Source organism: Stappia sp. ABD4_338, from assembly GCF_056312175.1.
In genome coordinates this window covers 3,509,846-3,536,083 of record NZ_CM149982.1, presented here as the reverse complement: position 1 = coordinate 3,536,083, position 26,238 = coordinate 3,509,846, and the positions used below count along the sequence as shown (strand labels likewise).

Here is a 26,238-nt window from a genome sequence, read left to right as displayed (position 1 = left end):
GCGAAGTGGTTTCATCAATCGTCGGTGTCGCGGGCCTTGAGGGCCGCACCGAGGATGTCGCCGAGCGACGCGCCCGAGTCGGACGAGCCGTACTGTGCGACTGCTTCCTTCTCCTCGGCGATTTCAAGCGCCTTGATGGAGACGGAAACCCGACGGGTCTTCTTGTCGAACTGCGTGATGCGCGCGTCGAACTTCTCGCCAACGGCGAACCGCTCCGGACGCTGCTCCGCACGATCGCGCGACAGGTCCGAACGACGCACGAAGGTGGTCAGGTCGCTGTCGGCGATCTTCGCCTCCAGGCCACCGTCCTTCACCTCGGTTACTTCGCAGGTCACGATGGCGCCCTTGCGGATCTCACCGGCGGCCGCGGTCTCGAACGGATCACCGCCGAGCTGCTTGATGCCGAGCGAAATGCGCTCCTTGTCCATGTCGACGTCGAGCACGACGGCGCGAACAACGTCGCCCTTCTTGTACTCTTCGATGACCTGCTCGCCCGGACGGTTCCAGTCGAGATCGGACAGGTGGACCATGCCGTCGACGTCGCCCTCGAGACCGATGAACAGACCAAACTCGGTCTTGTTCTTGACCTCGCCCTCGACCTCGGTGCCCGACGGGAACTTCTCGGCGAAGGCCTCCCACGGGTTCTGCAGGGTCTGCTTCAGACCGAGCGAGATGCGACGCTTGACCGGATCGACCTCCAGGATCATCACGTCGACCTCCTGGGAGGTGGACACGATCTTGCCCGGATGGACGTTCTTCTTGGTCCAGGACATCTCGGAGACGTGGATCAGACCCTCGATGCCCGGCTCCAGCTCCACGAACGCACCGTAGTCGGTGATGTTCGTGACGCGGCCCGTGAACTTGGCTCCGACCGGGTACTTGGCCTCGATGCCGTCCCACGGATCCGCCTCGAGCTGCTTCATGCCCAGGGAGATGCGGTGCGTCTCCTGGTTGACGCGGATGATCTGCACCTTGACGGTCTGGCCGATCGAGAGAACCTCGCTCGGGTGGTTGATGCGGCGCCACGCGATGTCGGTGACGTGCAGCAGGCCGTCGATGCCGCCGAGGTCCACGAACGCACCGTAGTCGGTAATGTTCTTGACCACGCCTTCCATGACCTGGCCTTCCTCGAGGCTCTGGACCAGCTCGGAGCGCTGCTCCGCACGGGTCTCCTCGAGAACGACACGGCGCGACACGACGATGTTGCCGCGACGCTTGTCCATCTTGAGGATCTGGAACGGCTGCGGGGTATGCATCAGCGGAGCGACGTCGCGCACCGGACGGATGTCCACCTGGCTGCGCGGCAGGAACGCCACGGCACCGTCCAGGTCGACGGTGAAGCCGCCCTTGACCTGGTTGAAGATCTGGCCGGTGACCTTCTCGTTCGCCTCGAAGGCGACCTCGAGACGGATCCAGCTCTCCTCGCGACGGGCCTTGTCGCGCGACAGGACAGCCTCGCCGAGCGCGTTCTCGACGCGCTCCAGGTAGACCTCGACCTTGTCGCCGATGGACACGCCGGCATCTTCACCGTCGCGACCCTTGGTACCGAATTCCTTGAGCGCGATGCGACCTTCGACCTTGAGGCCGACATCGATCACCGCGAGATCCTTCTCGATGGCGATCACCGTGCCGGTGACAACGGAGCCTTCCTGATGCTCCTGCTCCTGGAAGCTCTCTTCCAGAAGGGCGGCAAATTCATCGCGAGTGGGGTTCAAACTGTTCATCGAAACTCCTGGCAGCCAGATCTGGCTCGTCGCCGGCGGGTTTGTGTTGCTCCTGACGGCTTCCCGCGTCCGGCAGGATCCTTTCGGATCCGTGCATCCACCCCGCGCGTCCCTTCATGTCTTGGACGAACCCGGGGCTGGCCGGCGAAGCGGAGGCAAGAAACCGCGCTTAATTTTGGGTGCCAAGCATCCTTGATGCGACGTGCGACCCGGCCGCGGAGGCCGCCGGACATGCCTGCCCCGCAAGGGCTTTCGCATGTCGGTCGCAGGCACGGGACCGGCAAGAAGGGGAGGCGATACCATGACGGCACACGACCCGGGACCTTGCCCGATCAGCTCACGGAAAAAACGCCGAACCGTGCCCGCTATCCCGCGCGCACGCTGTCGACGATATCCACAGCCGCCTTGAACGCCGCTTCTATATCCATTTCCGACGTGTCGAGCAAGTGCGCATCGTCCGCCTGACGCAACGGAGCCACAGCGCGTCCCGCGTCTCGCGCGTCGCGCCTGACAAGATCGGAAAGCACGTCCGCGAATTCGGCGTCCTTGCCCTTCGCCTGCAGCTCCTGTGTCCGCCTTCGCGCCCGCACCTCCGGGGACGCGGTCGCATAAAGCTTTACTTGTGCACCGGGGCAGACGACGGTGCCGATGTCGCGCCCGTCCAGGACGGCGCCGGGGTCTTCCTCGGCGAAGGCGCGCTGCAGGTGCACCAGTTCCTCGCGCAAGGCGGGAAGGACCGCGATGCGGGAGGCGGCCTCGCCGATTTCATGGGCGGACAGCACGTCGCGGTCGAGGCGGGAGAGATCGAGGTTGCGAGCGGTCGCGACGGCGACATCCTCGTCGCCCAGGGGCAGGCCGCGTGCGAGAAGTGCCGCGGCGACCGCCCGGAAGGTCAGTCCGGTGTCGAGGTGCCTCAGTCCGTAGTGGGTCGCAAGTCGCCGGGCAAGCGTTCCCTTGCCCGATGCGGCGGGACCGTCGATTGCGATGATCATGCCGCACGCTCCCCGCTCTCGGCGATGTCGGCCCCAAGCCCGGCGAAGAGCGTTCGGAACGAGGGAAAGCTCGTTGCTATCACGGCGCCGTCGTCCACGCTCACGGGGCGGTCCGCCGCGAGGCCGAGTACCAGGAAGCTCATGGCGATACGGTGATCGAGATGGGTGACGACACTGCCGCCGCCGATGGCGCCCTTGCGGCCTTCGACAGCAAGGCTGTCCTCGCCCTCCTGGCAGGTGATGCCGTTTGCCTTTAGACCGGCTGCGACGGCGGCCAGACGATCTGACTCCTTCACCCGGAGTTCTTCCAGTCCGGGCATGTGCGTGGTGCCCTCCGCGAAGGCTGCGGCAACGGCCAGGACAGGGTATTCGTCGATCATCGAAGGCGCCCGTTCGGCCGGAACGGTGATGCCCTTGAGTTTCGAATGCCGGGCACGAATGTCGCCAAGCCGCTCGCCGCCGGTCTCGCGTACGTTCTCGATCACGAGATCGGCACCCATTTCCTGCAAGGTCAGGAGCAGTCCGGTGCGGTTCTCGTTGAGAAGCACGTTCTCGACGACGACATCCGATCCTCCGGTGACGAGGGCGGCGACGATCGGAAAGGCGGCGGAGGAGGGGTCCGCCGGCACGACGATGTCCTGGGGCTTCAGTTCGGGCTGGCCGGCGAGGGTGATAATGCGCTGGCCGGCATCGTCCGTCTCCACCGACAGGTCCGCGCCGAAGCCGACGAGCATGCGTTCGGTATGGTCGCGGGTTGCCACGGGCTCGATCACCACGGTCTCGCCGGGCGCGTTGAGACCGGCGAGCAGGACCGCCGATTTCACCTGGGCGGACGGCACGGGGACGCGGTAGCGGATCGGCGAGGCGGTCGCCGCGCCCCGGATCGTCAGGGGCAGGCGGTCACCGGCCCGCGAGACGACCTGGGCACCCATCTGGCGCAACGGATCGAGAACGCGGCCCATGGGGCGCTTGATGAGAGAGGCGTCACCGGTGAAGGTCGCGGCGACCGGGTGGGATCCCACGAGGCCGAGCGCCAGCCGCACGCCGGTTCCCGCGTTGCCGTAATCGATGACGCCTTCCGGTTCCAGGAGACTGCCGAGCCCCGCGCCCTCGATCTGCCAGGTTCCGTCGTCCAGGCGCTCGACGCGGGCGCCGAAAGCGCGCATCGCCGAGGCCGTGTTGACGACATCTTCCGATTCCAGCAGCCCTTCGACACGTGTCCGACCGATCGCAAGCGCGCCGAACATGAGCGCGCGATGGGAAATCGACTTGTCGCCGGGGACCGTGACACGCCCTTTCAGCGCGGAGCCCGGGCGGGCGATCAACGGTGTCACAGAAGGCGTGTGGGGCATGGGCAAATCCGAAAGCGTGAGAGCCAGTGTTGCATCGAACCTCGTATCATGCTGGAAACGATCCGTCACCGTGAAGCGGAAGGCTTGAAAGGCTCCTTGCCGGTCTCTCCGGAACCCCGGCGGAACCGGGTGAGACAGAGGGCGCGAGCGTAACGGAAGATTGGTGGCGAACCGTTTGGCGGGCCACCCTGCTTTTGGCTTTGACAGAACCCGTGTCAGCCTTTATGCGAACGCCCGATCAAGCGATACAAGACCAACCGAGACAAGGGTTGAAACCGTGGCTAAACCCGAACTTGGCACGAAGCGGCTGTGCGGCGGCTGCGGTGCCAAATATTATGACCTGAACCGTGATCCGATCACCTGCCCCAAGTGCGGGACGGTGTTCATCGTCGCGCAGGCGCAGCGCGTCCAGAAGGCGGCCAAGGCCGCTGCCGTCGTCGAGGACGACGAGGATGACGAGACCGAGGACGACAGCGCCGAGATCGTCAGCCTCGAGGAAGCCGACGCGGAAGCCGAAGGCGACACCTCCGATATCGACGACGACGACGAGGAAGTCGAGGGCGACATTGGCGGTGGCGACGATGACGTGTTCATCGACGATGAGGATGAGGACGAGGAAAACGTCCCCGGAATCGTCGTGGAGCGCGACGACGAGGACACCGACCGCTAAACCGGTTTCCGGCTCCCGGAAAAGAGTTGTCCACAGAGCGGGCGGCTGATTTCCGGGAACCTTGCTGGGCGAGACGTCCGGGCGGATTATTCCGCTTGACTTGAATGGCGGAACACGTATTTTCCGCCCGCATCGGCCGGGGCGATCCCAATGCCTCGCCGACCTGATCCGGAGATAAAGGCCAGACTGGCCACACCGGATCTAAGCACTGGAAGACGGGGCCATAGCTCAGTTGGGAGAGCGCTTGAATGGCATTCAAGAGGTCAGGGGTTCGACTCCCCTTGGCTCCACCAGTCTTCCCCTTCATCTCCTGAAAACATGAAGTCACCGCCCTTCGGGCGAAGGTTGCCGTCTGGTGGCGCGTTGCGTTCGTCCGCGATCTTGCGTCCTGTTTCAGGCGAAGCCCGAAGCCGCCAGCGCGATGACCACATAGCGCGCCGTCTTCCCGATCGCGACGAGCAGGCTCCAGCGTCCGTAGCGGCCATACCAGGCCTGCGCGCGGGCGAGCGCACGCTCCGAGACCGGAAACCATCTGCGGTCCCGCAGCGACGTGACGGCGCGCCCCAGAAGCCAGTTCACCACCGCGCCCAGAACATTGCCCGCACTCGCCACTGCGACGAGCAGCCACAAGGGCCATGTGCCGGATATCGTCAGCACCGCCAGAACGCTTTCTGACTGCGCGGGCAGCAGTGTCGCGGCCAGAAAGGCCGACAGGAACAGCCCGCCAAGCGCGGCCACATCGTTCATCTTCAAGATCCTGGAGCAGGCGCCAGGAGCGGCAGGGCGGATGTCACGTCATATCGTGTCGCCCCCAATGCGAAAAGGCCGGGCGATGCCCGGCCTTTCCCGATGTCCTTGAACGCAAGCTGGTCCTCAGGCGGCGCGCACCGTCTGGAGGAACTCGCCCATGGCACCCTGCATGCGGTGCGACTGGTCGAGAAGGCTTCCGATCGCGGCGCGCATCTCGGTGCTGAGTTCGCCCGTCTGCGTCGCTGAATCGCTCACGTCGACGATGGACGCGCTGACGCTACGCGTGCCCTGTGCCGCCTCGGCGACATTGCGGGCAATGTCGGCGGTCGCCGCGTTCTGCTGTTCCGTTGCCGCCGCCATGGCCGAGGTGCGCTGGTGGATCGCCTGAACCATCTCGGCGACGCTGCCGGTCGCCATGATGGAATCGTCCGCTGCCTGGCGCATCTCGGAGATCTGAAGGTCGATCTCCTCGGTTGCCTTCGCGGTCTGCTCCGCAAGCGCCTTAACCTCGGATGCCACGACGGCGAACCCGCGTCCGGCCTCGCCTGCGCGCGCTGCCTCGATGGTGGCGTTGAGCGCCAGCAAGTTGGTCTGCTCGGCGATGTCGGTGATGAGCTTCGTCACGTCACCGATCTTGCCGACGACTTCCTGCAGCTTGCCGACGGCGCGGTTGGACCGCTCCACCTCGCTCGAGGCATCCGTGACCGCCTTGGCGGAGGCATGCACCTGGGTGTTGATCTCGGCGATGGACGCGGAGAGTTCCTCGGTCGCGCTCGCCACCGTGTTGACGTTCTCGGTTGCCTGCTGGGACGCGGAACTGACCGAAAGCGACCGGCTGGTGGTCCCCGTCGCGATCTCCGCCAGGCTGGTGGCTGACAGGTTGAGCGTGTCGAGACCCGCCGCCATCTCCTGGCTGAGTCCGAGCACGGTTTCCTCGAAGCTGGCCGCCACGCGGGCCATTTCCTCGCGGCGCTGCTCCTCGGATGCAAGGCGCTGACGGGCCGTTTCCTCTTCCAGTTCGCGGGTGCGGGCGAGATTCTCGCGGAAGACACCAAGTGCCGCGCCAAGCTGGCCGATTTCGTCGGATCGCTTTCCGAAATCGAGCTGGGCGCCGTCGTCCTCACCATTGGCGAGCTTACGGACGACGTCGGCCAGACGGCCAAGGGGACGCGAGACAATGGAGTGGTTGAGGAAGCCGAGCAGTCCCGCGAATGCGATCATCACCAGGCAGCTGCCGAGCGCGATCATCTGGGCGGTGCCGAGCGCGGCGTTCTGGGTCGCGATCAGTTCGGCCTGCCGTGCATTGAGATCCTGCTTGAGGGCGTCGCTTTCGGTGAAGATCCGGTCGAGAAGATCCGATCCCTGGCGTGTCAGCTCCATGGCGCGGGCAAGATCGACGGTGTCGGGCTTGTGCATGAGTTGGAACTGCTGCTCGACATACTGCATACGCCACTGCTCCCACGCGGAGCGGATCGTGTCGGCGCGTCCGGCGAGATTGCCCGGCAGGGAGGCCAGGGCGGTCTCAAGCTTGTCAAACCCGGCGGAGACGATCGGGTTGTGGTCTTCGACTTCCTTCACGAGGTCGCGATTGCCGGTGAGAAGAAAGGTCTTGGCCCAAAGGGCCTGCTCGAGAATGTCGGCACGCAGGCTGTTGGCATCCTCGGCGATTTCGGTCAGGCGAACAGCCTGGGATACGGAATCGTCCGCCGTCAGCGTACGCTGGTAGGTGAAGGCGCCGGCCAGTGCGCCTATCAGCGCCAGGAGTGCGAAGGCGATCGCGCCTTTGGCCGAAACGGAAAGATTGGAAAGCATTTTTTTCTCCCGAAGATCAGCTTGCCGGCTGCGAGCGCCGCATCAGTTCCGTCAGGTTGACTTCGACTGTGGCGGCGCCGATGGGGGTCTTGCCGTCTTCGTCGGCGAGCGTGAGGTTGAGCTGGCTGATCCAGATCTTGCGCTCGTCATCCCACTCGGGGTCGTCGATGAACACGGCATCTGCGCCGGTCGGAAAGGTCTTCTGGTACTTGGCCTCGTCACCCTGCCAGTAATCGCCGGTGATGGAGCTTTGCCCCACGTTCAGGCCCTTGGCGTCCATGACGAAGATCTCCGTGTAGAGGCCGAGATTTCGGGCCTGGATCCGGAGGAGATAGATGGACAGGGGGGCGGAGAGCGTTGCCGAAATCAGCGGCTTGTCGTCGACTTCGCGCTCATGCACCCACTGCTTGTCCAGTGCATCGATTTCCGCCTGGCCAATATTGCCGATGCGTTCATTCTGCGCCTTTACGGAAAGCGGAACGATCGGATTGGCCAGCCACGTCCGTGTCTTTGCGATGAAGTCCTGCGAGATGAGGGCTTTCGCATCGGGGGCCGGTCCCGCCGCGACGGCAGGAAGTGCCGAAACGGCCAGAATGGCGAGGGCGTTCGTGAGCAGCTTCATCGGCATCATCTCCTGCCTTGATTTTCAGCAGACAGTGCCATTGACAAATTAACGGGGCCTTTATTTGCGGAAACGCGCATTATTCTCCATCGGTGATTTTCGCGATGTTGCGCTGACGTAAGGGATTTCACGAGGGGGTAATGGTTCCGCCCTCGTCTCTTGCGGGAAAAAGGTCTTGTTTTTCACTCTCTCTGCGGGAGCCCCTTGCGCCCGTCGAGCGTGGTCTTGTCACGTGTGTTTCTTGAAACGGTCAGGGGCTGCCGCCATATTGAGGGGGCCGGGGGCGCAATGCTCCGGCCGGATGCCGGGTTCGGGTCCGATCAGACGCAAGTGACTGCCTCCCTCGTGGAAGAGGAGCTTTTGCCTGCAAGGCCGCTTTGAACAAGGGCTGTGACAATGACGCGCGTATCGGCGTTTTCTAGCCCCTTGCTTCTCGGGTTCGAGGACCTGGAGAGAATGCTCGACAGGGTCAGCAAGGGATCGAACGACGGGTATCCACCCTACAATATCGAGCGACTTCCCAAGACGGAGGCTCGTGGCGAGATCATTCGCATCACCCTGGCCGTGGCCGGGTTTACCCGGGAGCAACTCGACGTCAGTGTCGAGGAAAGCCAGCTTGTGATCCGGGGGCGCCAGGAAGATGACAAGTCGCGCCAGTTTTTGCATCGCGGTATCGCGGCGCGCCAGTTCCAGCGCGCGTTCGTTCTTGCCGAGGGGATCGAGATCCTCGGCGCGGAGCTCAAGGACGGGCTGTTGTCGATCGATCTGGCCAGGCCGGAGCCGGAACGGGTTGTCCGGCGCATCTCGATCGAGGCGCGTGATTGACGGCCTTGGTGGGCCGTTACCAGGCAGCAACCGCTTGCAATTAGGATTTCCGCGAAGATGCGGAAGCGGACGGACGCCCCTTGCGGGTCCGTCGGACAAGGAGTCATGCCATGACCTGCAATGACCGTACCCCCGCCATGATGGAGCCGCGTGAGCTCAAGGAGCTCGGCGCCGGCCAGATCGCTTACGTCAAGCCGATGAAGTCGGAGGATCTTGCGGCGCTCTTTCCCGATGCGCCCGAGGTCGAGCCGGGGTTGCGGCTGTGGGTCCTGCTCAATGCGGACGGAACGCCCATCATGCTCTCGGACAGCCGCGACGTGGCGATTGCCAATGCCGAGGAGCACGACCTGCGCACGGTTGCGCTCCACTGAGCGCATACGGCACGGCTTTCCGCAAGGAATGCAACGGGCCCGGCCTGTCGTGCCGGACCCGGTTTGCCGGCATCAGGCGGCGTTCGAGGCCGCCGGTTGTGTCAGGATGGTGTAAAGCGCATCTGCGTCGGCCGTCGCGCGGAGTTTCGCGACCGTTCCTGGGTCGCGCAGGCGCCGGGCGATGCGCGCCAGTGCCTTGAGATGATCCGCTCCCGCTCCTTCAGGCGCCAGCAGAACGAACACGAGGTCCACGGGCTGGTCATCAAGCGCGTCGAAGTCGATGGGCCTGTCGAGGCGTGCAAACAGTCCCACGAGCTTGTCCAGCCGCACGAGCTTGCCGTGCGGGATCGCGATGCCGTTGCCGACGCCGGTGGAGCCCAGCCGCTCCCGCTGGAGCAGCGTGTCGAAGATGTCGCGCTCGGGCAGCCCCGTGACGGTGGCAGCCTTCGCGGCCAGTTCCTGAAGGGCCTGCTTCTTGCTATTGGCCTTGAGGCTCGGAACGATCGCTTTCGAGGAGATGAGATCGTTGAGATCCATGAGACGCTCGTGAGGGGTTGAGGAAAAGGGGCCGGGGCGAGGCTGCGCCCGTATCCGGGCGCAGCACGACCGCGAAAGCTATTTCGCGGCGTTTTCCGGGTCGATCCACCCGTAATTGCCATCGGCGCGGCGGTAGACGACGTTCACGGTGCCGTTGCCCGCGTTGCGGAACACGACGACCGGCGCCTCTGCGAGATCGAGCTGCATGACGGCCATTCCGACGGTCATGGTCTTCACCTTGGCCGACGTCTCGGCGACGACCAGCGGCGTGAAGTCGGCGGGAACCTCTTCCTCGTCTTCCACGGAGGCAAGAACGTAGGATGCGGCTTCCATCACGTCACGGCCGTTGGCCGCGTTTGCATGATGATCCTTGAGCTTGCGCTTGTAGCGGCGCAGGCGCTTCTCGAAGCGCTCTGCCGCGGCATCAAAGCTCTGGCGCGGGTCCTGGCTGTCACCGGAAACCTGAAGGTCGATGCCGGTGTCCAGGTGCAGGAGGCATTCCGTCCTGTAGCCCGATCCCTCGCGCCCTACGGTCACGTGTCCCGTGAAACCGCCGTCGAAATACTTCGACACGCCCTCAGCGACCCGTTCCTCGATATGGCTGCGCAGGGCATCACCGACATCAACATTCTTCCCTGAAACCCGCAGTGTCATGGGAACCTCTTCTTGTTCTGGACCACGCCGCCTCGGGCCTCCGGGGCCGGGGACCGAACTTGCGCCGATCTCTCATCCCTTGCCCGGTCGGCTGTGCTCGCTCTGCACCAGAGAACGAAGACATCGGGTCCGATTCGCAACCCGGTTCCTCGCTCCCTCAAGACCCTAGCATGTGCCGTGCGGCACAGGCGAGCATGCGTTTCGTCGAGACGCGACCTGCGCGCTTGTGTCCAGTCTGCCTCTCCAGATCGTGTGCGCCGTCCGGTGCCTTCGTGTCGCAGCCTGCTCATGAGCGCCGCGCGCAACCGGTTTCGCCGGGTCCGGAGCATCGGGAAACCCCGATCGGCACGCGGCCCGAAGCTGCGCGCGCTGCTATAAGCGCAAGGGAAGGCGAAGTCAAACGCGGAGGCGGGCCTTTTGCCGCATCCCCGTCAGCCGAGGCGGGCGCGCTTCTCCCTGCGCCGCTGGACGGAGGAGCCAATGCGCATGGATTCCCGGTACTTGGCGACCGTCCGCCTTGCGATGTCGACACCGTCGTCTCGCAGGATCTTCACGATCGTGTCGTCCGACAGAATCGCGTCCGGGGCTTCCGCGTCGATGAGGGCCTTGATGCGGTGACGCACCGCTTCCGCCGAATGTGCGTCGCCGCCCTCGCTCGAGGAAATGGCTGCGGAGAAGAAATACTTCAGTTCGAATATGCCGCGTGGCGTGGACATGTACTTGTTGGAGGTCACGCGGCTCACGGTGGACTCGTGCATGGAAATCGCGTCGGCGATCGTGCGCAGGTTCAGCGGCTTGAGGTATTGCACGCCCCTGGTCAGGAAGGCGTCCTGCTGCCGTACGATCTCCGAGGAAACCTTGAGGATCGTGCGGGCCCGCTGATCGAGGCTTTTCGCAAGCCAATTGGCCGTCTGCAGGCACTCGCTCAGGAAGGCCTTTTCGGTGTCGTCTCGGGTGCGCGTCGAGATTTCCGCGTAGTAGGTCTGGTTCACGAGCACCTTGGGCAGTGTCTCGCTGTTGAGCTCCACGCTCCAGCTTCCGTCGCGTGCCGGGCGGACCAGAACATCGGGCACCACCGGCTGCACCAGGGCATCGCCGAAGGAACTTCCGGGCTTCGGGTCGAGCGCACGGAGTTCGGAGATCATGTCGGCCAGGTCTTCGTCATCGACGCCGCATGCGCTCCGCAGTCCCTGAAGGTCGTGGCGGGCGAGAAGGTCGATGTTTTCGATCAGGGCCTCCATGGCCGGATCGAAGCGGTTCTTCTCGATGAGCTGGAGCTTCAGGCACTCGGGCAGGGACGTGGCGAAGACGCCGGTTGGCTCCAGTGTCTGGAGAACGCGAAGCACCGCGTCGAGATTTTCGCGCGGCAGGCCCATGCGCTCAGCCGTTTCGTCGAGATCGAGGCGCAGGTATCCCGCCTCGTCGACGTTGTCGACCATGACCTGCGCGACGATGCGCTCCACGGGGTCCGTCACGGCGAGGATCATCTGGGCGCTCAGATGATCCTGAAGACTGGTGCCGGACGCAACGAAGGCCTCCAGATTGTAGTCCTCGCCGGAGGCTGTCGCCCCTCCTCCGCCGCCAAGGCCAAGCTGCCAGGCGTCCCTGTCTGTGGGCTCCGGGCGTGGTGCTTCTTCGGAGCCTGTCGAGGGGTCGTCGGGATAGAGGTTGCCGAGGTCGGCGTCGAGGCGGTCCGTGATGTCACGCGAGTTGTCGGGAAGTTCCGCCTGGATCCAGTCGCTGTCACCTTCCGCGCCGCGATCGGTGTCCTGGCGTTCGTCGCCTCCGCCCTCGCCGTCGTCCGCACGCTCACCTTCGCCGTCGCCGCGCTCCAGGAGCGGATTGCGCTCCATCTCCGCCTCGACATAGGTCGTCAGGTCGAGGCTGGACATTTGCAGGAGCTTGATCGCCTGCATGAGCTGCGGCGTCATGATCAGGGTCTGGCCCTGACGGATCTCCAGCTTTGGCGATAGGGCCATGAAGGCTCCCGATTTCCTCCCGATCCCGACAATGGTGCCGTCCGGAGCTGCCCGGGGCAAGTTGCCGCGCATGCGCGGAGGCGGACCCGGGAAAATTGGTCCGCTTCTTGCTTTCTATCCTATCGGGGGAATGCGATCAAAGCGTAAACTGTTCGCCGAGATAGAGCCGTCGCACGTCGGGGTCCGCAACGATCTCGTAGGGGGAGCCCTCCGTCAGCACATCACCGGCGGCGATGATGTAGGCCCGGTCGATGAGCCCGAGCGTCTCCCGCACGTTGTGGTCCGTGATGAGAACGCCGATGCCGCGCTGCGTGAGGTGTCGCACGAGCTGCTGGATATCTCCGACCGCAATCGGGTCGATGCCCGCGAAGGGCTCGTCAAGGAGCATGAAGGTGGGCCTGCTTGCGAGCGCGCGCGCGATCTCCACACGCCTGCGCTCGCCGCCCGAAAGCGCGATGGCGGGCGATTTGCGCAAGTGGGTGACGCCGAACTCTTCCAGCAGGTCTTCCAGGTCCGCCGCGCGGCGGCGCTTGTCCGGTTCCACGACCTCGAGCACGGCGCGGATGTTGTCTTCCACCGAGAGGCCGCGAAAGATGGAGGCTTCCTGGGGCAGGTAGCCGATGCCCAGTCTCGCCCTGCGGTACATGGGCAGGCGGGTGATGTCGAACCCGTCGAGCCGGATATTGCCGTGGTCGGGCTGGATCAGACCGGTGATCATGTAGAAGCAGGTGGTCTTGCCCGCGCCATTGGGACCGAGCAGGCCGACGGCCTCGCCGCGTTGCACGAAAAGGCTGACGTGCCTCACCACCTGACGCTTCTTGTAGCTCTTGCCGATGCCGTCGACGATCAGCAGGCCATCCTCGTCCGGGGCGGTCTGGTCCGACTGCGCGGTCTCGCCGGGAACGCCGGGCCGTGAGGAGAAGAACGGAAAAAGCTTCAAGGTATCATCCGGAGCAATCGGCCATACGAAGAGCGGCGGGGCTGTCCGGTACACGCCGGACCCGCGCCCAAGCAATAGGGGGTTGGTGTTTTTGTGTCGAGCCCAAAGCCGCCCGCGTTACTGGGTACGAGGGGCGCTGTTGGGCTGGATCAGGACCTTCACCCGCCCGCTCTTGGGGGCTTCGAGATCTGCCTGGCCGGTTTTCAGGTTCACCGTGAGGCGGCTGCCGACCACCACGTTGGGCCCTTGCGAAAGCACGACCTGCTTGCCGGTCATCACCATGCGCTCGCGTTTCATGTCGAAGCTGGCGTGCTCGCCGGTCGCTGTCTGGTCCTTGGACGAGATATAGACGCGGCCCGAGGCCTCGAGGCTGGCGATCTTCTGGTTCACGCCGCCAGCGGCCGAGCCGTCGTAGCGTACCACGAGGCGCTGGGTCTTGAGCACCGCGTCGCCCTGGGTCACGACCACGTCGCCGGAAAAGACCGCACTCTGGTTCTTGTCCTGAACCTGAAGCTCCTTGGCCTCGATCTGGATCGGCTCGCGCTCGTTGGAGCCGAAGCCGGCGAAGGCGTCGGAGAAGGTCTGTGCGGCGGCGGGAAGGCCGCCGGTGGCGACAAGTGCGAGTGCGAGCGTTGCGCCGCGCACGATGTGGCCGAGACGCGTTCCGGCCGTGTTGAGGCTATTTGCGCAGGTCATGGCGACTGCTCCGCTTTGGACGGGTCGATTGTCATCCGAATTCCGTCGGTGAATGTCAGTGTACTGCCATCGCGGTCGAAACGCATCCGCGAAGCGGTCAGTTCGCCGAAGGAGGAGGTGAGGGTGGTGGCCTCCGGCGTATCGATCTCTCCGCTCTTCATGTTGATGAACAGCGAGCCGAAGCGGGCCGTGTAGCCCTCGCTTGTCCTCACGTCCACGCCGTCGGAAAGCGCCAGGGTTTCTTCGGTGCTGTTGTAGATGCCGCGTACCGCGTTAACGCTCAGGTGCTGGTCCGCGGACAGTGTCAGTTCGGCCCGGATGCGTTCCAGGTCGATGATGCGCGGATCGCTGATGCGCTGGATCGCACGGGAGGCCGAAACCCTGTAGGAACGATCTCCGTCGTGGCCGGACAGTTCGGGGCTGTCCATGACGAGGCCGTCGGTCGTCAAGGTGATGGCACCGAAACCGAGGCCGTCGAGATAGCTGCTTACCGCCATCATGGCCACGATCGCCAGCACGAGCAGGCCGCCAATGCCCGGCACCACGAAACGCAACCTGCGTACGCGCCGCGTATGGCGGCGGGCGGCGTCGCGCGCTTTGGCCCGCTCGGCGCCGGAAGCCACCGGGGGCTCGCCCGGTCCGTCGATGACTAGCCTCTGTTCCAAGACTGCTCGTTCCGCATCCTGATGGTCATCGCCGGATCGCCGCAGCGCCGCGATGTCCACCCGTGTCATTTCCCCTGATATGGGGACGGGACCGCAGGGTCCTCAAGGTCAGGAATGGGCAAAGATGTCCGTGTCGTCCCAACCTGCAAGGTCGAGTGTCGCACGTGTCGGCAGGAATTCGAAACAGGCCGCGGCGATATCGCTACGCCCCTCGCGGGCAAGGCGGGCTTCGAGCTTCTCCTTCAGAGCATGAAGATGCAGCACGTCGGAAGCGGCATAGGCGAGTTGTGCCTCGCTGAGCTCTTCGGCCGCCCAGTCGGAGCTTTGCTGCTGCTTGGAGATTTCCGCGCCGAGCAGTTCGCGCACGAGATCCTTCAGACCGTGACGATCGGTGTAGGTGCGCGTCAGCTTTGACGCGATCTTGGTGCACCAGACCGGGCGGCAATCGATGCCAAGCGCGTGCGAGAGCACGGCGACGTCGAAGCGCGCGAAGTGGAAGATGACCGTGCGCGCCGGATCGGACAGGAGTTTCGCGAGGTTCGGCGCCTCCTGCTGTCCGGCGGCGATCTGGACCACGTCCGCCGAACCGTCTCCGGCGGAAAGCTGCACGACGCAGAGACGGTCGCGATGTGGCTTCAACCCGAGCGTCTCGGTGTCGACGGCCACGGAGGTCGCCTTGGCATATGCGGCCATCTCTGGCGCCGAAAGGTCGGGCAGGTCGCCACGGTGCAGGCGGATGGTCATGGGGATCCTCGTCAGAAATCGCTGGGTCTGCCGGTCTTGTTAGCGGCGTTTGCGGCTTGCGTCCATGCACAGGACGGACGAAGCACGCAGCGCGTGGCGGCCGTGATGCCGTTTCCGGTGTCCGCGTTGCCCGTCTCCGGAGGCTGGCTCACGCGGCGGCTGCCCTGCAACTTGATGTGAAAATGAGCGCCCGCCTGCATCGAGCGGTGCTTGAAACGAAAAAAGGTCCGGCGAACCGGACCTTTTTGAACTCGCATCCCGCAATCGTGTAGACTGCGGAACCGGGAATTGGTGCCCAGGAGAGGACTCGAACCTCCACGCCCTTGCGAGCGCTAGCACCTGAAGCTAGTGCGTCTACCAATTCCGCCACCTGGGCTGTGAGGGGGGCTTGTAAGGAACGCTGCTGGGCTTGTCAACGCCCCTTTCGCGGCGAAACGTCCGCGATGCACAACTGGCCTTGAGGGAAAGGGGCTCAGGGGCTAAGAGACCTTGGAAAAGGTCGTTTCGCGCGCGCTCCCCGTGGTCGGAGTTATCCACCGGAAGAACTGGGGCGTGCGGTGCGGGCAACACACAAGGGCACTCATGTTCCGGCGGTAGCCGGCGAGGGAGCAACGCGAATGGCAAGCGCATCCGGTACTTCTGCAAACGGCGCGACCGCGCTCAACGGCAAGCTGGTCACGGTTTTCGGCGGCTCCGGTTTCATCGGACGCCATGTGGTGCGTGCGCTGGCGCGGCGCGGCTATCGGGTCCGCGTCGCCGTGCGCCGGCCGGATCTGGCGGAGCACGTGCAGCCGCTCGGCGCCGTCGGGCAGATCATGCCCGTGCAGGCGAATCTCCGTCATCGCTGGTCGGTCGACCGCGCGGTCGAGGGCGCCGATGCCGTGGTGAATCTCGTCGGCATCCTGGCCGAGAGCGGTCAGCAGACGTTCGATTCCGTGCAGGCGTTCGGGGCGCGTGCCGTGGCCGAGGCCGCGCGTGCCGCCGGCATCTCCAACGTGGTGCATATCTCTGCCCTTGGAGCCGACCCGGATTCCCCGTCCGTCTATGCGCGCACAAAGGCAATGGGCGAGGCTGCGGTGCGCGAGACCGTGCCGGAAGCGGTGATTCTGCGGCCCTCGATCGTGTTCGGCCCCGAGGATGACTTCTTCAACCGCTTCGCCGCGATGGCACGCCTGTCGCCGGCCCTGCCGCTGATCGGCGGCGGCGAGACGAAGTTCCAGCCGGTTTTCGTGGGGGATGTGGCGGAAGTCGCCGCACGAGCCGTCGATGGAGAGCTTTCGGCCGGCGCCGTCTATGAACTCGGCGGGCCCGAGGTTGCTTCCTTCCGAAGCTGCATGGAACTGATGCTCAAGGTGATCCGGCGCAAGCGCCTGCTGGTGCCGCTTCCCTTCGGTCTTGCCACGATGAAGGCGCGGGTGCTCCAGATGCTGCCGGGCAAGCTGCTGACCGTCGACCAGGTCGAATTGCTCAAGGACGACAATGTGGTGAGCGAGGCCGCGATCTCTGAGGGACGCACCCTCGAGGCCCTGGGCATCGAACCGCGCGCCATGGCGGCAATTCTTCCAAGTTACCTCGAAAGGTTCCGCGAACACGGGCAGTATGACGCCCATCGCCCGCTTGCCGAGGGATAACCGTTCCCCGGACATGGCGGTTTGCATCTGGAAGGCGGGCGCTGTGGCGTCCGCCTTCCTGCGTTTGGGCTTCCCTGTCTAGCGAAACAGTCCGAACGAGGTTCCCAACGCCTGGATGCGGCGGCGATGAATGTCGGAGACGCCGGGCGCGGGACCATAGCCCGTGGCATTCCGTTCAAGGCCGATGTCCCTGAGGGTCGTTTCATCGAGCCCGTCGAGCGTCTTGCGCATCTTCGCCCGTGCCCGCCACGCGAGCCAGATCCTCGCGAGCGCGGCAAGCGAACGGGACCTGGGGTGGAACCAGCCGCCGGTGAAGCGAGGGGTGTCGAGCCGGATTTCGGTCATTGTGTCTGCCTTTCGCGCTGCCCGCCTGTTTCTGTGAAAAGCGGGGGATGTCGAAAGGATGGCGGACCATACCTGACAACAGGGCGTCAGGTTTGTTTGCCTCTCATGTCGCAAGGACGAAAATAGGTGTGCCGGACGCATCCGGTGCGCGGGTGACCGGCGGAGGGGAAACGGCATGAACGCGATCGAACGGGCGCTCGGGCTATTGTTGTTGCTGAGCGGTGGCCAGCGCAGCGCGGCGGAACTCGCCGAGCGATTCCAGGTGTCCGTGCGCACGATCTACCGGGATGTGGACCGCCTGCTTGCGCTCGGCATTCCGGTCGAGGCCGAACGAGGAACGGACGGCGGGTACAGGCTTGCCCGCGATTTTCTGCAGCCGCCGGTCGCCCTGACACGCAGCGAGACGGCGGCCCTTCTCGTTGCCCTGGCTCTTGCCCGTGGTCTCAATGCGACACCGCTGCTCTCCGACCTCGATACGGCTCAGGCAAAGCTCCTTGCGTCCCTGCCGCGTCCGGCGCGTGAAGTGTTTGCACAAGGCAGCCGTATCGTCGGGATCGAGAAGCCGCCTGTCGACATCTTCCATCCCGAGCCGGATGCCGTGCATCCCGGCCGGATGCAGGCGGCCGTGGACGCCTTTCTGAACGGAATGCTTACGGGTCGCCGGGTGAGACTGTCGCATGAAAACCCTTACAGGGGGCGGGTCGCCGAGTTCGACCTTGAGCCGCATGGCATCCTCTTCGACCGGGACCGCTGGTATCTCTATGGCCACGACGTCGATCAGGATGGCGAGCGCTTCATGCGGGCCGACCGGGTCCGCGAGGCGGTGGTGAGTGGCATGGGATTTCGCTCCCGTGCCGATCTGTCTGTGGAAAGCCAGATCGGGCGCAAGTGGCTGTCACGCGCCATGCGCCGCTGGGAGGACGAGGGAACCGTAAGCGTTCTGGAAATGGGGGAGGCACAGGCGGGGCGCCTGGCCCGCGATTGGTACTACCGCCATGCCACCGTGGAGCCGGCCGGACCCGGTCGGCTGCATGTGCGCATACCGAGCCACGATCCGGCGATCATCCTGCCGTTGGCACGTTGGCTGGGGCCTGGCGCGGAGCTTCTGTCGCCACCGGACCTTAGAACCCGCCTTGCGGACGAACTCGCCGCGATGGCCGGTGCCTATGTGCCCAGCCAGCGTCAGCCGACGAAATAGAGCCCGGCAAAGCCCGCCAGGCCGACGGCAATGCGCCACCAGGCGAAGGGAGCGAAGCCGTGCCGGGTGACGAAGTCCAGCAGCCCGCGCACGACGAAGACAGCAGTCACGAAGGCCGCGACGAAGCCGATCGCGATCAGTGTCAGGTCATCGAAGGAAAGCGCGTTGCGGTTCTTGAACAGATCGTACGCGAAGGCGCCTGCCATGGTCGGCATTGCGAGGAAGAAGGAGAATTCGGCCGCCGAGCGCTTGTCCGTGCCGAGCAGAAGCGCGCCCGCGATGGTCGCTCCGGAGCGCGATACGCCGGGCACCATGGCGAGCGTCTGGCAGAAGCCGATCGCAAGGCACAGCCAGAGCGGATAGTCCATGGCATCACTGTAGCGCGGCTTGAGCGGCATCCTGTCGATGAAGAGTAGGATGATGCCGCCGACCAGAAGCGTTGTGCAGATGAGGGCCGGCGACTCGAACAGGACGGACTTGATGAAACCGTGTGCCAGGACGCCGATCACGGCCGCCGGCAGGAAAGCGAGCAGAATACCCGCGACGAAGCGCCTTGCATTGGCATCGCTGGGCAGGGCGAGCGCGATACGCGTCAGGCGCTGGGCGTAGACAGTGAGAATCGCCAGGATCGCCCCAAGCTGGATCAGCACTTCGAACGTCTTGCCGGTGCTGTCGAATCCGATGAAATGTCCAAGTAGAAGGATGTGTCCCGTTGAGGAAACGGGGATGAACTCCGTGAGGCCCTCGACGAGGCCGAGAACGAGGGCGCCGACAATCGTGTCAGAAGTCATTCCTGAAAATCTCCTGGGCTCGGCCCATGGCAAGGCGCCGATCGTGCCGCACTGCCATCCACAGCCGCGTTGTGCAGTGCGTCCGCTCGGCGTATACGGGCCGCTCGCGGCGCACAAGCGCATCGTTTGATTAACCGTGTTCGGTTACGATCCTGTTATGCTGACCCTCTATCGCCACCCTTTCTCGCCGGCCTCCCGCTTCGTCCAGCTTGTGCTGGCCGAATACGGCGCGAAGACGGAATTCGCCACCGAGCGCCCCTGGGAGCGCCGGCGGGATTTCCTTATCCTGAATCCGGCCGGCACCGTTCCGGTGCTGCAGGAAAACGACGGCCCGCCGGTCTGCGGCGCGCTGGCGATCATGGAATATCTTGACGAAACGCGCGGATATGCCGTCGGCGATCGCCGCCTGATGCCCGATCATCCCGATGCGCGCGCGGAGACGCGTCGCCTGGTCGACTGGGCTCTCAACAAGCTCGATTCCGAAGTGGTCGGTCCCTTTGTGCGCGAGCGGATCTACAAGCAGGAGATGGCGGCCTCGGTCGGAGGCGGATCGCCTGATTCGGCCGTGCTCCGGGTTGCCCGCGCCAACATCGGGCACCACCTGAGGTACTTCGGCTACCTTGCCGCGACGCGGAACTGGCTCGGCGGCGACCGGCTGACCTTTGCCGACTTCGCCGTGGCGGCGGAGTTGTCCTGCGCCGACTATCTCGGGGAAGTGCCATGGGCGGAAGAGGAGAACGTGAAGGCGTGGTACGCCCGTATCAAATCCCGGCCAAGCTTCCGCCCGCTTCTGGCGGAAAAGATCCTGGGGATGCCGGCGGCGGCGAGCTACGCGGACCTGGACTTCTGACCCCACGCATTGGCGAGCGTCTGGTCGCCTCGCTCCGCACGAAGGCGGAACGCCTCGGCTTCTCCGATTGCAAGATTGCCGATGCACGCGGCATCCCGGAAGCGCCGGCGCGTCTGGAGCGTTTCCTGGCGGACGGCCATCACGCGACGATGGACTGGATGGAGGAAACGGCGGAGCGTCGCGGTGCGCCGCGCGCGCTCTGGCCGGACGCCCTCCGGATTGTCACGCTGGCCTTTTCCTACGGCCCCGACGAGGACCCGCTAGCCGTGCTGTCCCGTCCCGACCGGGCGGCGATTTCCGTCTATGCGCGCCACCGCGACTACCACGATGTGGTCAAGGGCAAGCTCAAGGAACTGGCCCAGCACCTGCTCGCCGACGCGCGTCGCGCGGGTCATGCTGGTGAGGTGAAGGTCTTCGTCGACACGGCCCCGGTGATGGAAAAGCCGCTTGCGGAGGCCGCCGGGCTCGGCTGGCAGGGCAAGCACACCAACCTCGTCTCACGCCGGCTCGGGTCCTGGTTTTTCCTTGCGGAGATCTTCACCGATCTGCCTTTGCCCGCGGACGAACCCGAGCGGGATCATTGCGGCTCCTGCCGGGCCTGTCTCGACGCCTGTCCGACCGACGCCTTCCCCGCGCCCTACAGGCTCGATGCGCGCCGCTGCATTTCCTATCTCACCATCGAGCACAAGGGGCCTGTCCCGGAGCGGTTTCGTGTTGCGATGGGCAACCGCATCTACGGTTGTGACGATTGTCTGGCCGCGTGCCCGTGGAACAAGTTCGCGCAGGCCGCCCGGGAGGCGAAGCTTGTGGCGCGTGACGATTTGCGCGCGCCGGATCTGGCGAGCCTGCTGGACCTTGATGACACGGGCTTTCGGACCCTGTTCTCGGGCTCGCCGATCAAGCGCATCGGCCGCGACCGTTTCTTGCGAAACGTGCTGATCGCGGCAGGTAACTCGGCGGATCAGGCATTGCGCGAGAAGGTCGCGTCATTGCTTCAAGACGAATCCGCCCTGGTGCGCGGCGCGGCCGTCTGGGCGCTGTCCCGTCTCGAGCGGCCAGAGCGGCTCCAGGCCCTTCACGCCGAATTCGCTCCCGCCGAGAGGGACCCGGACGCCCTGGCGGAATGGGCCTCCGCCTTGAACACCCTCAAGCGGTGAAGGGCGAAAAGGCGCGCATGACCTTGTCGTAAACCGGACGCTTGAACGGGATCACAAGCCCTGGAACCTCGCTCGCGTTGGCCCAGCGCCAGTCGCAGAATTCCGGACGGTGTCCGTCCGGCGGGGTCAGGATATCGATCTCGCTCTCCTCGCCCTCGAAGCGGAAGGCGTACCACTTCTGTGTCTGGCCACGGTATTTCGCGGTCCGCTTGTTGGCCTGTACGTCGGCGGGATAATCGTAGTCGAACCAGCCTGGCGCCTCGGCCACGAGGCTCACGGAGCGCACCGAGGTTTCCTCGTACAGCTCCCGGCGAGCGGCCGTGAGAGGGTCTTCGCCGGCATCGATTCCCCCCTGGGGCATCTGCCAGCAGAATTGCGGGTCTGTGCCGGTGGAGGGCTCGCGCTTTCCGATCCACACGAGACCCTGGGCGTTGAGGAGCATGATGCCGACACAGGGCCGGTAGGGGCGGGAGGTGGGCATGAGGGGCCTCGTGCTGGACGGGCGCGCGAACGCGTCTGGATGCGCTCTTGATAGACCGGAGGGCGGGGGGCGTTCAATCGGGTCCGACTGTCACGAACACCGGTCGCGGGCATCTGTCGCAGCCACCGCCCGTCAGGGCTGGCGGCTTCGGTCGATCGACGCGCTGACGGGGATGAGCTGCAGCCCGCGTTCCTCGAGATCCTTCGACCAGCGCACGAGTTCCTCGACGGTGACGGGCAACGCCGTCGCCACGCCAACCGCTATTCCCTGCGCGCGGGCGGTTCCCTCAAGCTGCAGCAGCCGTGCGGCGATGTCCTTGGGACGGGGAACATCGTCGATGACGATATCCGAGCGCGAGAAGGGCGTGCGCAGACCACTCGCCGTTGCAGCCGCGGTGCTGCGCGAAGACGTGCCGTCATCGACATACATCAGCCCCCGCCTCGTGACTTCCTTCATGAAGAGCTGCAGCGAGGGCTCGGACGCGGTGAAGCGTGCGCCCATGTAGTTCATGACGCCGACGTAGTTGGTCATGCGGGCCAGAAGCCAGGAGAGACGGTCGGTCATTTCCTGGTTCGTGTGATTGACGAGAAGGGTGTGCGGGCCCGGATCGTTATCGGGATAGTCGAACGGCTCCATGGGGAGCTGCATGAGAAGCTCGTGACCTTCCTGGCGTGCCTTCTGCATCCAGCGGTCAAGGCTGGAGCCATAGGGCGCGAAGGCGAGCGTCACGTCGGCGGGAAGCTTCTCGATGGCGTTCTGCGTGCCGGTCTGTGACAGGCCGAGGCCGCCGACCACGATCGCGATCTTGGGAACGGAAGTATAGGTCTCGCTTGCCGGGCGGGCATAGATGTCGAGCGGTCGCAAGCCCTGGTCGGACACGATCGGCAGATCGCCGTGCGGGCCGCGCTCGGTCACGCGTGCATCGGGACGGATCGACAGACCACCATTCGCCTGTCGGGTCTGCACGGGCGGTGTATCGGCCGTCTCGGCGACGTTCTTGGGTTCGAAGCGGGGGCCGAGCCCTTTCTCCTCGCGCGCCGCACGCGCCGCGTCAGGATCGGACAGCCCGTCGTTGAGGGCAGGCCGGATCTCGACCACGCCGAAATCGCGGGCCGAAAGACCGTCGATGGACCGCTCAAGGGGAACGGTGGCCGTTGGCTCGCCACCGAAGGGATCATCGACCGCACTGATCCAGACGAGCACGCCGGTTCCCAGAACGGCAATGAGGCCGGCGCCGATCAGCCCCAGGGGAAGATTGAAGTATCTACGTTTGCCCAGCCCCAGCGGAGCCGACAGGTCATTCCCCGCCATCGTTCAGCTCTCGCGTTTGCATCCGTCAAGACGACGGTCGCGTCCTCTCGGCGGGGTCGTTCGCCACCGCTGTCCGTGGGCGCGGGGTCGATCTTCCACGCTCCACCACCAAGATCTAGACCAATTCGCGATTCGTCCCAACCGCATTGTGCCGATCCGGGACATCGCCAGGCTCCGCGCAGAAACGCAAGGGCATGAATCACGCGGCGCCCGGCCATGTCTCCCGCAGGAGCACGACCGGGCGCCGGAACCGTCAGGCCGGTGGCCTCAATTCGGGACCTGGGCCTTCTCGTCGCCCACCGGCGGGAAGGCGCTGTTGACCTGCACGCCGTTGAGAAGGTCGAGGGCAAACTTGAGCTGCACGTCGTCCTTCGGGTCCGGCGGAACATAGGCCTGGCTGCCCGAGGCTTCCTCACCGTCACCGGTGAGGTGGCCCTTCAGCCCGGCCTCGCCCTTGGTCTCGACAACCTCGCTCTGCAGCTCCTCGGGAAGCTTCTGCAAAAGCTCGATGTCCGGCGTGATGCCCTTGGCCTGGATCGACACGCCCGAGGGGGTGTAGTAGCGGGCCGTCGTGAGGCGGATCGCTCCGTTGGCGCCAAGCGGCACGATGGTCTGCACCGACCCCTTGCCGAAGGAGCGGGTGCCCAGGATCGTCGCGCGCTTGTGGTCCTGCAGGGCGCCGGCCACGATCTCCGAGGCGGAAGCGGAGCCGCCGTTGATCAGCACGATTACCGGAAGCCCCTCGGCCAGATCGCCGGAGCGGGCGTTGTAGCGCTGCGTTTCGGCGGTGTTGCGTCCGCGGGTGGAGACGATCTCGCCCCGCTCGAGGAAGGCGTCCGACACCGCGATGGCCTGATCGAGCAATCCGCCCGGGTTGTTGCGCAGGTCGAGCACGACACCCTTGAGCTTGTCCTTGCCGATCTTCTCGGCCATCTCGTCCATGGCGTCCTTGACGCCGTCGTACGTCTGCTCATTGAACTGGGTCACGCGCACATAGGCCACGTCCCCTTCCTGACGGTGACGCACGGAGCGGATGCGGATCACGTCACGCGTGATATCGAGCTTCACCGGCTTGGCCTGACCGTCACGGCGGATGGTCAGTTCGATCTCGGTGTTGACCGGGCCGCGCATCTTCTCGACCGCGTCGGAGAGCGTCATGCCCTGCACCTGCTCCCCGTCGAGATGGGTGATGAGGTCGCCGGCAAGGACACCGGCCTTGTAGGCCGGCGTGTCGTCGATCGGGGTGACGACCTTCACCAGGCCGTCTTCCATGGTGACCTCGATGCCGAGCCCGCCGAACTCGCCGCGCGTCTGCACCTGCATGTCGCGATAGTGCTTCGGCGACAGGTAGCTCGAATGCGGGTCGAGCGAGCTCAACATGCCGTTGATCGCGGACTCGACGAGCGCCGCGTCGTCGGGAACCTCGACATAGTCGGAGCGAACGCGTTCGAACACGTCGCCGAAGAGGTTCAACTGCCGATAGGTGTCCGAGGCGGCCGCATTGGCAACACCGCTTACACGCACCGGCATCTGCGAAAGGGCGGTCACAGTCGCGCCCCCGATGAGCGCGCCAACCAGCAGGAGGGAAGCTTTCCGAATCATCCGCGAACCTTTTCCTCTTCGGGCCGAGCCCACCAGGCGGTGGGATCGATCGAAACGCCGTCTTTTCTGAACTCTACATAAAGCACCGGCTGGGGCGCCGAAAGATCAAGTGTTGCCGCGCTTGCCACACGCGTTTCACCCATCGCGGCAACCGGTTCGCCGGCAAGAACGAACTGCCCCTGCTCGACGCTCGTCCTGTCCATGCCCGCAAGAAGGATATGATATCCGTCGCCGACATTCAGGATCAAGACCTGGCCGTAGGATCGGAACGGGCCGGCGTAGACCACCCATCCGTCCGCGGGCGAAACCACCTGGGCGCCTGCGCGGGTCGCGATCGAGCGCCCCTGCGTCAGTCCGCCAAAACCGTCGTCCACACCGAAATCGCGCATCACGGCGCCGGTGACCGGCATGGACAGCGTGCCTTTCGTCTCGACGAACGGCATGGCCGGGGCGAGACGCCCGGGGTCGTTGCGTCCCGCAACGTCCCTGCCGCCCGGTCGGGCCGTTCGCGCTTCCTCAGCCGCCCGTCGCGCGCTCTCGATTTCGCTCTCGAGCGTTGCGATGAGCTCCTTCAGCGTACCCGCCTGACGCGCCAGTTCCTCCGAACGCGCCTGTTCGTCGGAGAGCTGCGCCTCGCTTGTCTCGCGCTCGCGGCGCTTCGACGCCACGAGAAGTTCCACGCGCGTGCGCTCCTCGGTGAGCCGGCGCGCATCCTCGACCAGCCGGTCGCGTTCCGCCGCGCTCGATACCTTGAGCTGGCGCAGGGCGGCCAGGTCACTGGCCAGCGCCTGGGCTTCCAGGTTGAGATCCGGCATCACCGCGTTCAGAAGCAGCGCGCCGCGCACGGCGGACAGAGCGTCTTCCGGCCGCACCGCAAGCGCAGGCGGCGGGTGACGTCCGATCCGCTGCAGGGCGGAAAGGACCTCGGCCAGAACATCCTGACGTTCGACCAGCGAGGCGCGCACCTTGTCCTCGTTCTCTCCCAGGCGGCGCAACCGGTCCTCGGTCGCCGCCAGTTGCTCTTCCAGGCGCGTCACGCGCTGCGCCGTGCGCAGCAGATCGGCGTTCAGAGCCTGTCGATCACGCTCGATGGCGCGTATCTCGCGGGCCAGGGTTGCTTGCCTGTCGCTCGAAAGCGAAAGGTTCTCCGACAATCTGGCCAGTTCCGCTTCCCGTCTGGCCTTTCGCTCGGCCAGGGAGAGTTTCGCATCGGGGGCGGTCAGATCGTCCGCCACGCTCCCGGTCGTTTCGCCGCCTTGTTCCGCGGCGCCGTCGTCCATCGTCGTGCCTTCAAGCCCTTGCGCGGCGTCGGACGTGGCGGAGGCCCCGTCCTGGGCCCAGGCGTCGCTTGAGGGCACGCCCGCCGTCATGGTGGCGACACCCGTTGCAATCACCGCGGCCATCAGCCCGGCAACAGCACGACTGTGACCGGGCGCGCGTCCCGGTCTCATGTTTCTTCGCAGGAGTCCGTTCTGGTTCTCGTGCATCCACCACCCCGGCCCGCGCCCTGCGGCGCAAGCTTTCGCCCGGTCGTCTTCA

General features: G+C 65.2%; 26 protein-coding genes and 2 tRNA genes. 8 read left to right on the top strand and 20 right to left on the bottom strand.

Going from position 1 to position 26,238, the window contains the following annotated elements:
• Positions 1-14: 14 nt before the first annotated feature.
• The 3 genes from rpsA to aroA all read right to left on the bottom strand — a co-directional run bounded on the left by rpsA (position 15) and on the right by aroA (position 4,068).
• Positions 15-1,724 (bottom strand): 30S ribosomal protein S1, encoded by a 1,710-nt coding sequence (gene rpsA / locus ACYX4S_RS15895; RefSeq protein ID WP_293719081.1) that lies wholly within the window; start codon positions 1,722-1,724, stop codon positions 15-17.
• A 365-nt stretch (positions 1,725-2,089) separates the two neighbouring features.
• Positions 2,090-2,716: a (d)CMP kinase gene (gene cmk / locus ACYX4S_RS15890; protein ID WP_476360907.1), complete on the bottom strand. Its 627-nt coding sequence runs from the start codon at positions 2,714-2,716 to the stop codon at positions 2,090-2,092.
• Positions 2,713-4,068 carry a 3-phosphoshikimate 1-carboxyvinyltransferase gene (aroA, locus tag ACYX4S_RS15885; RefSeq protein ID WP_476360906.1) on the bottom strand — a complete coding sequence of 452 codons (1,356 nt, stop codon included), beginning with the start codon at positions 4,066-4,068 and terminating at the stop codon, positions 2,713-2,715. The genes cmk and aroA overlap by 4 nt, the downstream gene beginning before the upstream one ends.
• Positions 4,069-4,345: 277 nt before the next feature.
• Between aroA and ACYX4S_RS15880 the strand changes: the two genes are divergently transcribed.
• Positions 4,346-4,738, top strand: a complete 393-nt coding sequence (locus ACYX4S_RS15880) for a TIGR02300 family protein (protein WP_293719076.1) — start codon at positions 4,346-4,348, stop codon at positions 4,736-4,738.
• A gap of 217 nt (positions 4,739-4,955) precedes the next feature.
• Positions 4,956-5,031: transfer RNA gene (locus ACYX4S_RS15875), tRNA-Ala, on the top strand.
• A gap of 100 nt (positions 5,032-5,131) precedes the next feature.
• Here the strand turns inward: ACYX4S_RS15875 and ACYX4S_RS15870 are convergent.
• The 3 genes from ACYX4S_RS15870 to ACYX4S_RS15860 all read right to left on the bottom strand — a co-directional run bounded on the left by ACYX4S_RS15870 (position 5,132) and on the right by ACYX4S_RS15860 (position 7,922).
• A complete protein-coding gene (locus ACYX4S_RS15870) occupies positions 5,132-5,485 on the bottom strand; it encodes a YqaA family protein (protein WP_476360905.1) in 354 nt (117 codons plus the stop codon).
• A 126-nt stretch (positions 5,486-5,611) separates the two neighbouring features.
• The gene (locus ACYX4S_RS15865; protein ID WP_476360904.1) at positions 5,612-7,300 is read right to left on the bottom strand and encodes a methyl-accepting chemotaxis protein; all 1,689 of its coding nucleotides are present in this window, start codon (positions 7,298-7,300) and stop codon (positions 5,612-5,614) included.
• Positions 7,301-7,316: 16 nt separating this feature from the next.
• Entirely contained in the window at positions 7,317-7,922 is a 606-nt protein-coding gene (locus tag ACYX4S_RS15860; protein WP_476360903.1) for a hypothetical protein, read from the bottom strand.
• A 396-nt stretch (positions 7,923-8,318) separates the two neighbouring features.
• Between ACYX4S_RS15860 and ACYX4S_RS15855 the strand changes: the two genes are divergently transcribed.
• Together ACYX4S_RS15855 and ACYX4S_RS15850 are read left to right on the top strand one after the other, a co-directional pair.
• Positions 8,319-8,747, top strand: a complete 429-nt coding sequence (locus ACYX4S_RS15855; RefSeq protein WP_293719070.1) for an Hsp20 family protein — start codon at positions 8,319-8,321, stop codon at positions 8,745-8,747.
• A gap of 110 nt (positions 8,748-8,857) precedes the next feature.
• Positions 8,858-9,118: a BQ00720 family protein gene (locus ACYX4S_RS15850; RefSeq protein ID WP_476360902.1), complete on the top strand. Its 261-nt coding sequence runs from the start codon at positions 8,858-8,860 to the stop codon at positions 9,116-9,118.
• A 72-nt stretch (positions 9,119-9,190) separates the two neighbouring features.
• On the opposite strand, the gene ptsN is transcribed toward ACYX4S_RS15850, so the two are convergent.
• The 8 genes from ptsN to ACYX4S_RS15810 form a co-directional block, all read right to left on the bottom strand.
• Entirely contained in the window at positions 9,191-9,655 is a 465-nt protein-coding gene (ptsN, locus tag ACYX4S_RS15845) for a PTS IIA-like nitrogen regulatory protein PtsN (protein ID WP_293719066.1), read from the bottom strand.
• Between the two features lie 78 nt (positions 9,656-9,733).
• On the bottom strand, positions 9,734-10,309 hold the full coding sequence (gene hpf / locus ACYX4S_RS15840; RefSeq protein ID WP_293719064.1) for a ribosome hibernation-promoting factor, HPF/YfiA family: 576 nt from the start codon (positions 10,307-10,309) through the stop codon (positions 9,734-9,736).
• 431 nt (positions 10,310-10,740) lie between these two features.
• Positions 10,741-12,288, bottom strand: a complete 1,548-nt coding sequence (gene rpoN, locus ACYX4S_RS15835) for an RNA polymerase factor sigma-54 (protein ID WP_476360901.1) — start codon at positions 12,286-12,288, stop codon at positions 10,741-10,743.
• Positions 12,289-12,424: 136 nt separating this feature from the next.
• A complete protein-coding gene (gene lptB, locus ACYX4S_RS15830) occupies positions 12,425-13,303 on the bottom strand; it encodes an LPS export ABC transporter ATP-binding protein (protein WP_422067684.1) in 879 nt (292 codons plus the stop codon).
• A gap of 42 nt (positions 13,304-13,345) precedes the next feature.
• The gene (lptA, locus tag ACYX4S_RS15825; RefSeq protein WP_476360900.1) at positions 13,346-13,924 is read right to left on the bottom strand and encodes a lipopolysaccharide transport periplasmic protein LptA; all 579 of its coding nucleotides are present in this window, start codon (positions 13,922-13,924) and stop codon (positions 13,346-13,348) included.
• Entirely contained in the window at positions 13,921-14,649 is a 729-nt protein-coding gene (lptC, locus tag ACYX4S_RS15820) for an LPS export ABC transporter periplasmic protein LptC (protein WP_476360899.1), read from the bottom strand. The genes lptA and lptC overlap by 4 nt, the downstream gene beginning before the upstream one ends.
• 48 nt (positions 14,650-14,697) lie before the next feature.
• Positions 14,698-15,333 carry a ribonuclease D gene (locus tag ACYX4S_RS15815; protein WP_293719056.1) on the bottom strand — a complete coding sequence of 212 codons (636 nt, stop codon included), beginning with the start codon at positions 15,331-15,333 and terminating at the stop codon, positions 14,698-14,700.
• 289 nt (positions 15,334-15,622) lie between these two features.
• Positions 15,623-15,709 (bottom strand) — tRNA-Leu (locus ACYX4S_RS15810).
• 241 nt (positions 15,710-15,950) lie between these two features.
• Between ACYX4S_RS15810 and ACYX4S_RS15805 the strand changes: the two genes are divergently transcribed.
• Positions 15,951-16,964: a complex I NDUFA9 subunit family protein gene (locus ACYX4S_RS15805; protein WP_476360898.1), complete on the top strand. Its 1,014-nt coding sequence runs from the start codon at positions 15,951-15,953 to the stop codon at positions 16,962-16,964.
• Between the two features lie 78 nt (positions 16,965-17,042).
• Here the strand turns inward: ACYX4S_RS15805 and ACYX4S_RS15800 are convergent, their stop codons facing one another.
• A complete protein-coding gene (locus ACYX4S_RS15800; protein ID WP_476360897.1) occupies positions 17,043-17,309 on the bottom strand; it encodes a DUF1127 domain-containing protein in 267 nt (88 codons plus the stop codon).
• A 175-nt stretch (positions 17,310-17,484) separates the two neighbouring features.
• Between ACYX4S_RS15800 and ACYX4S_RS15795 the strand changes: the two genes are divergently transcribed.
• Positions 17,485-18,507: a helix-turn-helix transcriptional regulator gene (locus ACYX4S_RS15795; RefSeq protein ID WP_476360896.1), complete on the top strand. Its 1,023-nt coding sequence runs from the start codon at positions 17,485-17,487 to the stop codon at positions 18,505-18,507.
• On the opposite strand, the gene ACYX4S_RS15790 is transcribed toward ACYX4S_RS15795, so the two are convergent.
• A complete protein-coding gene (locus tag ACYX4S_RS15790) occupies positions 18,492-19,298 on the bottom strand; it encodes an undecaprenyl-diphosphate phosphatase (protein ID WP_293719048.1) in 807 nt (268 codons plus the stop codon). The genes ACYX4S_RS15795 and ACYX4S_RS15790 overlap by 16 nt on opposite strands.
• A 157-nt stretch (positions 19,299-19,455) precedes the next feature.
• On the opposite strand from ACYX4S_RS15790, the gene ACYX4S_RS15785 reads away from it, so the two are divergent.
• Together ACYX4S_RS15785 and queG are read left to right on the top strand one after the other, a co-directional pair.
• Positions 19,456-20,148: a glutathione S-transferase family protein gene (locus ACYX4S_RS15785; protein WP_422067690.1), complete on the top strand. Its 693-nt coding sequence runs from the start codon at positions 19,456-19,458 to the stop codon at positions 20,146-20,148.
• Positions 20,046-21,305, top strand: coding sequence for a tRNA epoxyqueuosine(34) reductase QueG (gene queG, locus ACYX4S_RS15780; protein WP_476360895.1), 1,260 nt, complete (start codon positions 20,046-20,048; stop codon positions 21,303-21,305). The genes ACYX4S_RS15785 and queG overlap by 103 nt, the downstream gene beginning before the upstream one ends.
• Here queG and ACYX4S_RS15775 read toward each other — a convergent pair.
• From ACYX4S_RS15775 to ACYX4S_RS15760, 4 genes are all read right to left on the bottom strand, one after another.
• On the bottom strand, positions 21,295-21,786 hold the full coding sequence (locus ACYX4S_RS15775; RefSeq protein WP_293719042.1) for an RNA pyrophosphohydrolase: 492 nt from the start codon (positions 21,784-21,786) through the stop codon (positions 21,295-21,297). The genes queG and ACYX4S_RS15775 overlap by 11 nt on opposite strands.
• Positions 21,787-21,918: 132 nt before the next feature.
• Positions 21,919-23,097 (bottom strand): divergent polysaccharide deacetylase family protein, encoded by a 1,179-nt coding sequence (locus ACYX4S_RS15770; protein ID WP_476360894.1) that lies wholly within the window; start codon positions 23,095-23,097, stop codon positions 21,919-21,921.
• 267 nt (positions 23,098-23,364) lie between these two features.
• Complete coding sequence (locus tag ACYX4S_RS15765; protein ID WP_293719039.1) at positions 23,365-24,699, bottom strand: S41 family peptidase; 1,335 nt, start codon at positions 24,697-24,699, stop codon at positions 23,365-23,367.
• Positions 24,696-26,150, bottom strand: coding sequence for a murein hydrolase activator EnvC family protein (locus tag ACYX4S_RS15760; RefSeq protein ID WP_476360893.1), 1,455 nt, complete (start codon positions 26,148-26,150; stop codon positions 24,696-24,698). The genes ACYX4S_RS15765 and ACYX4S_RS15760 overlap by 4 nt, the downstream gene beginning before the upstream one ends.
• Positions 26,151-26,238: the final 88 nt, after the last annotated feature.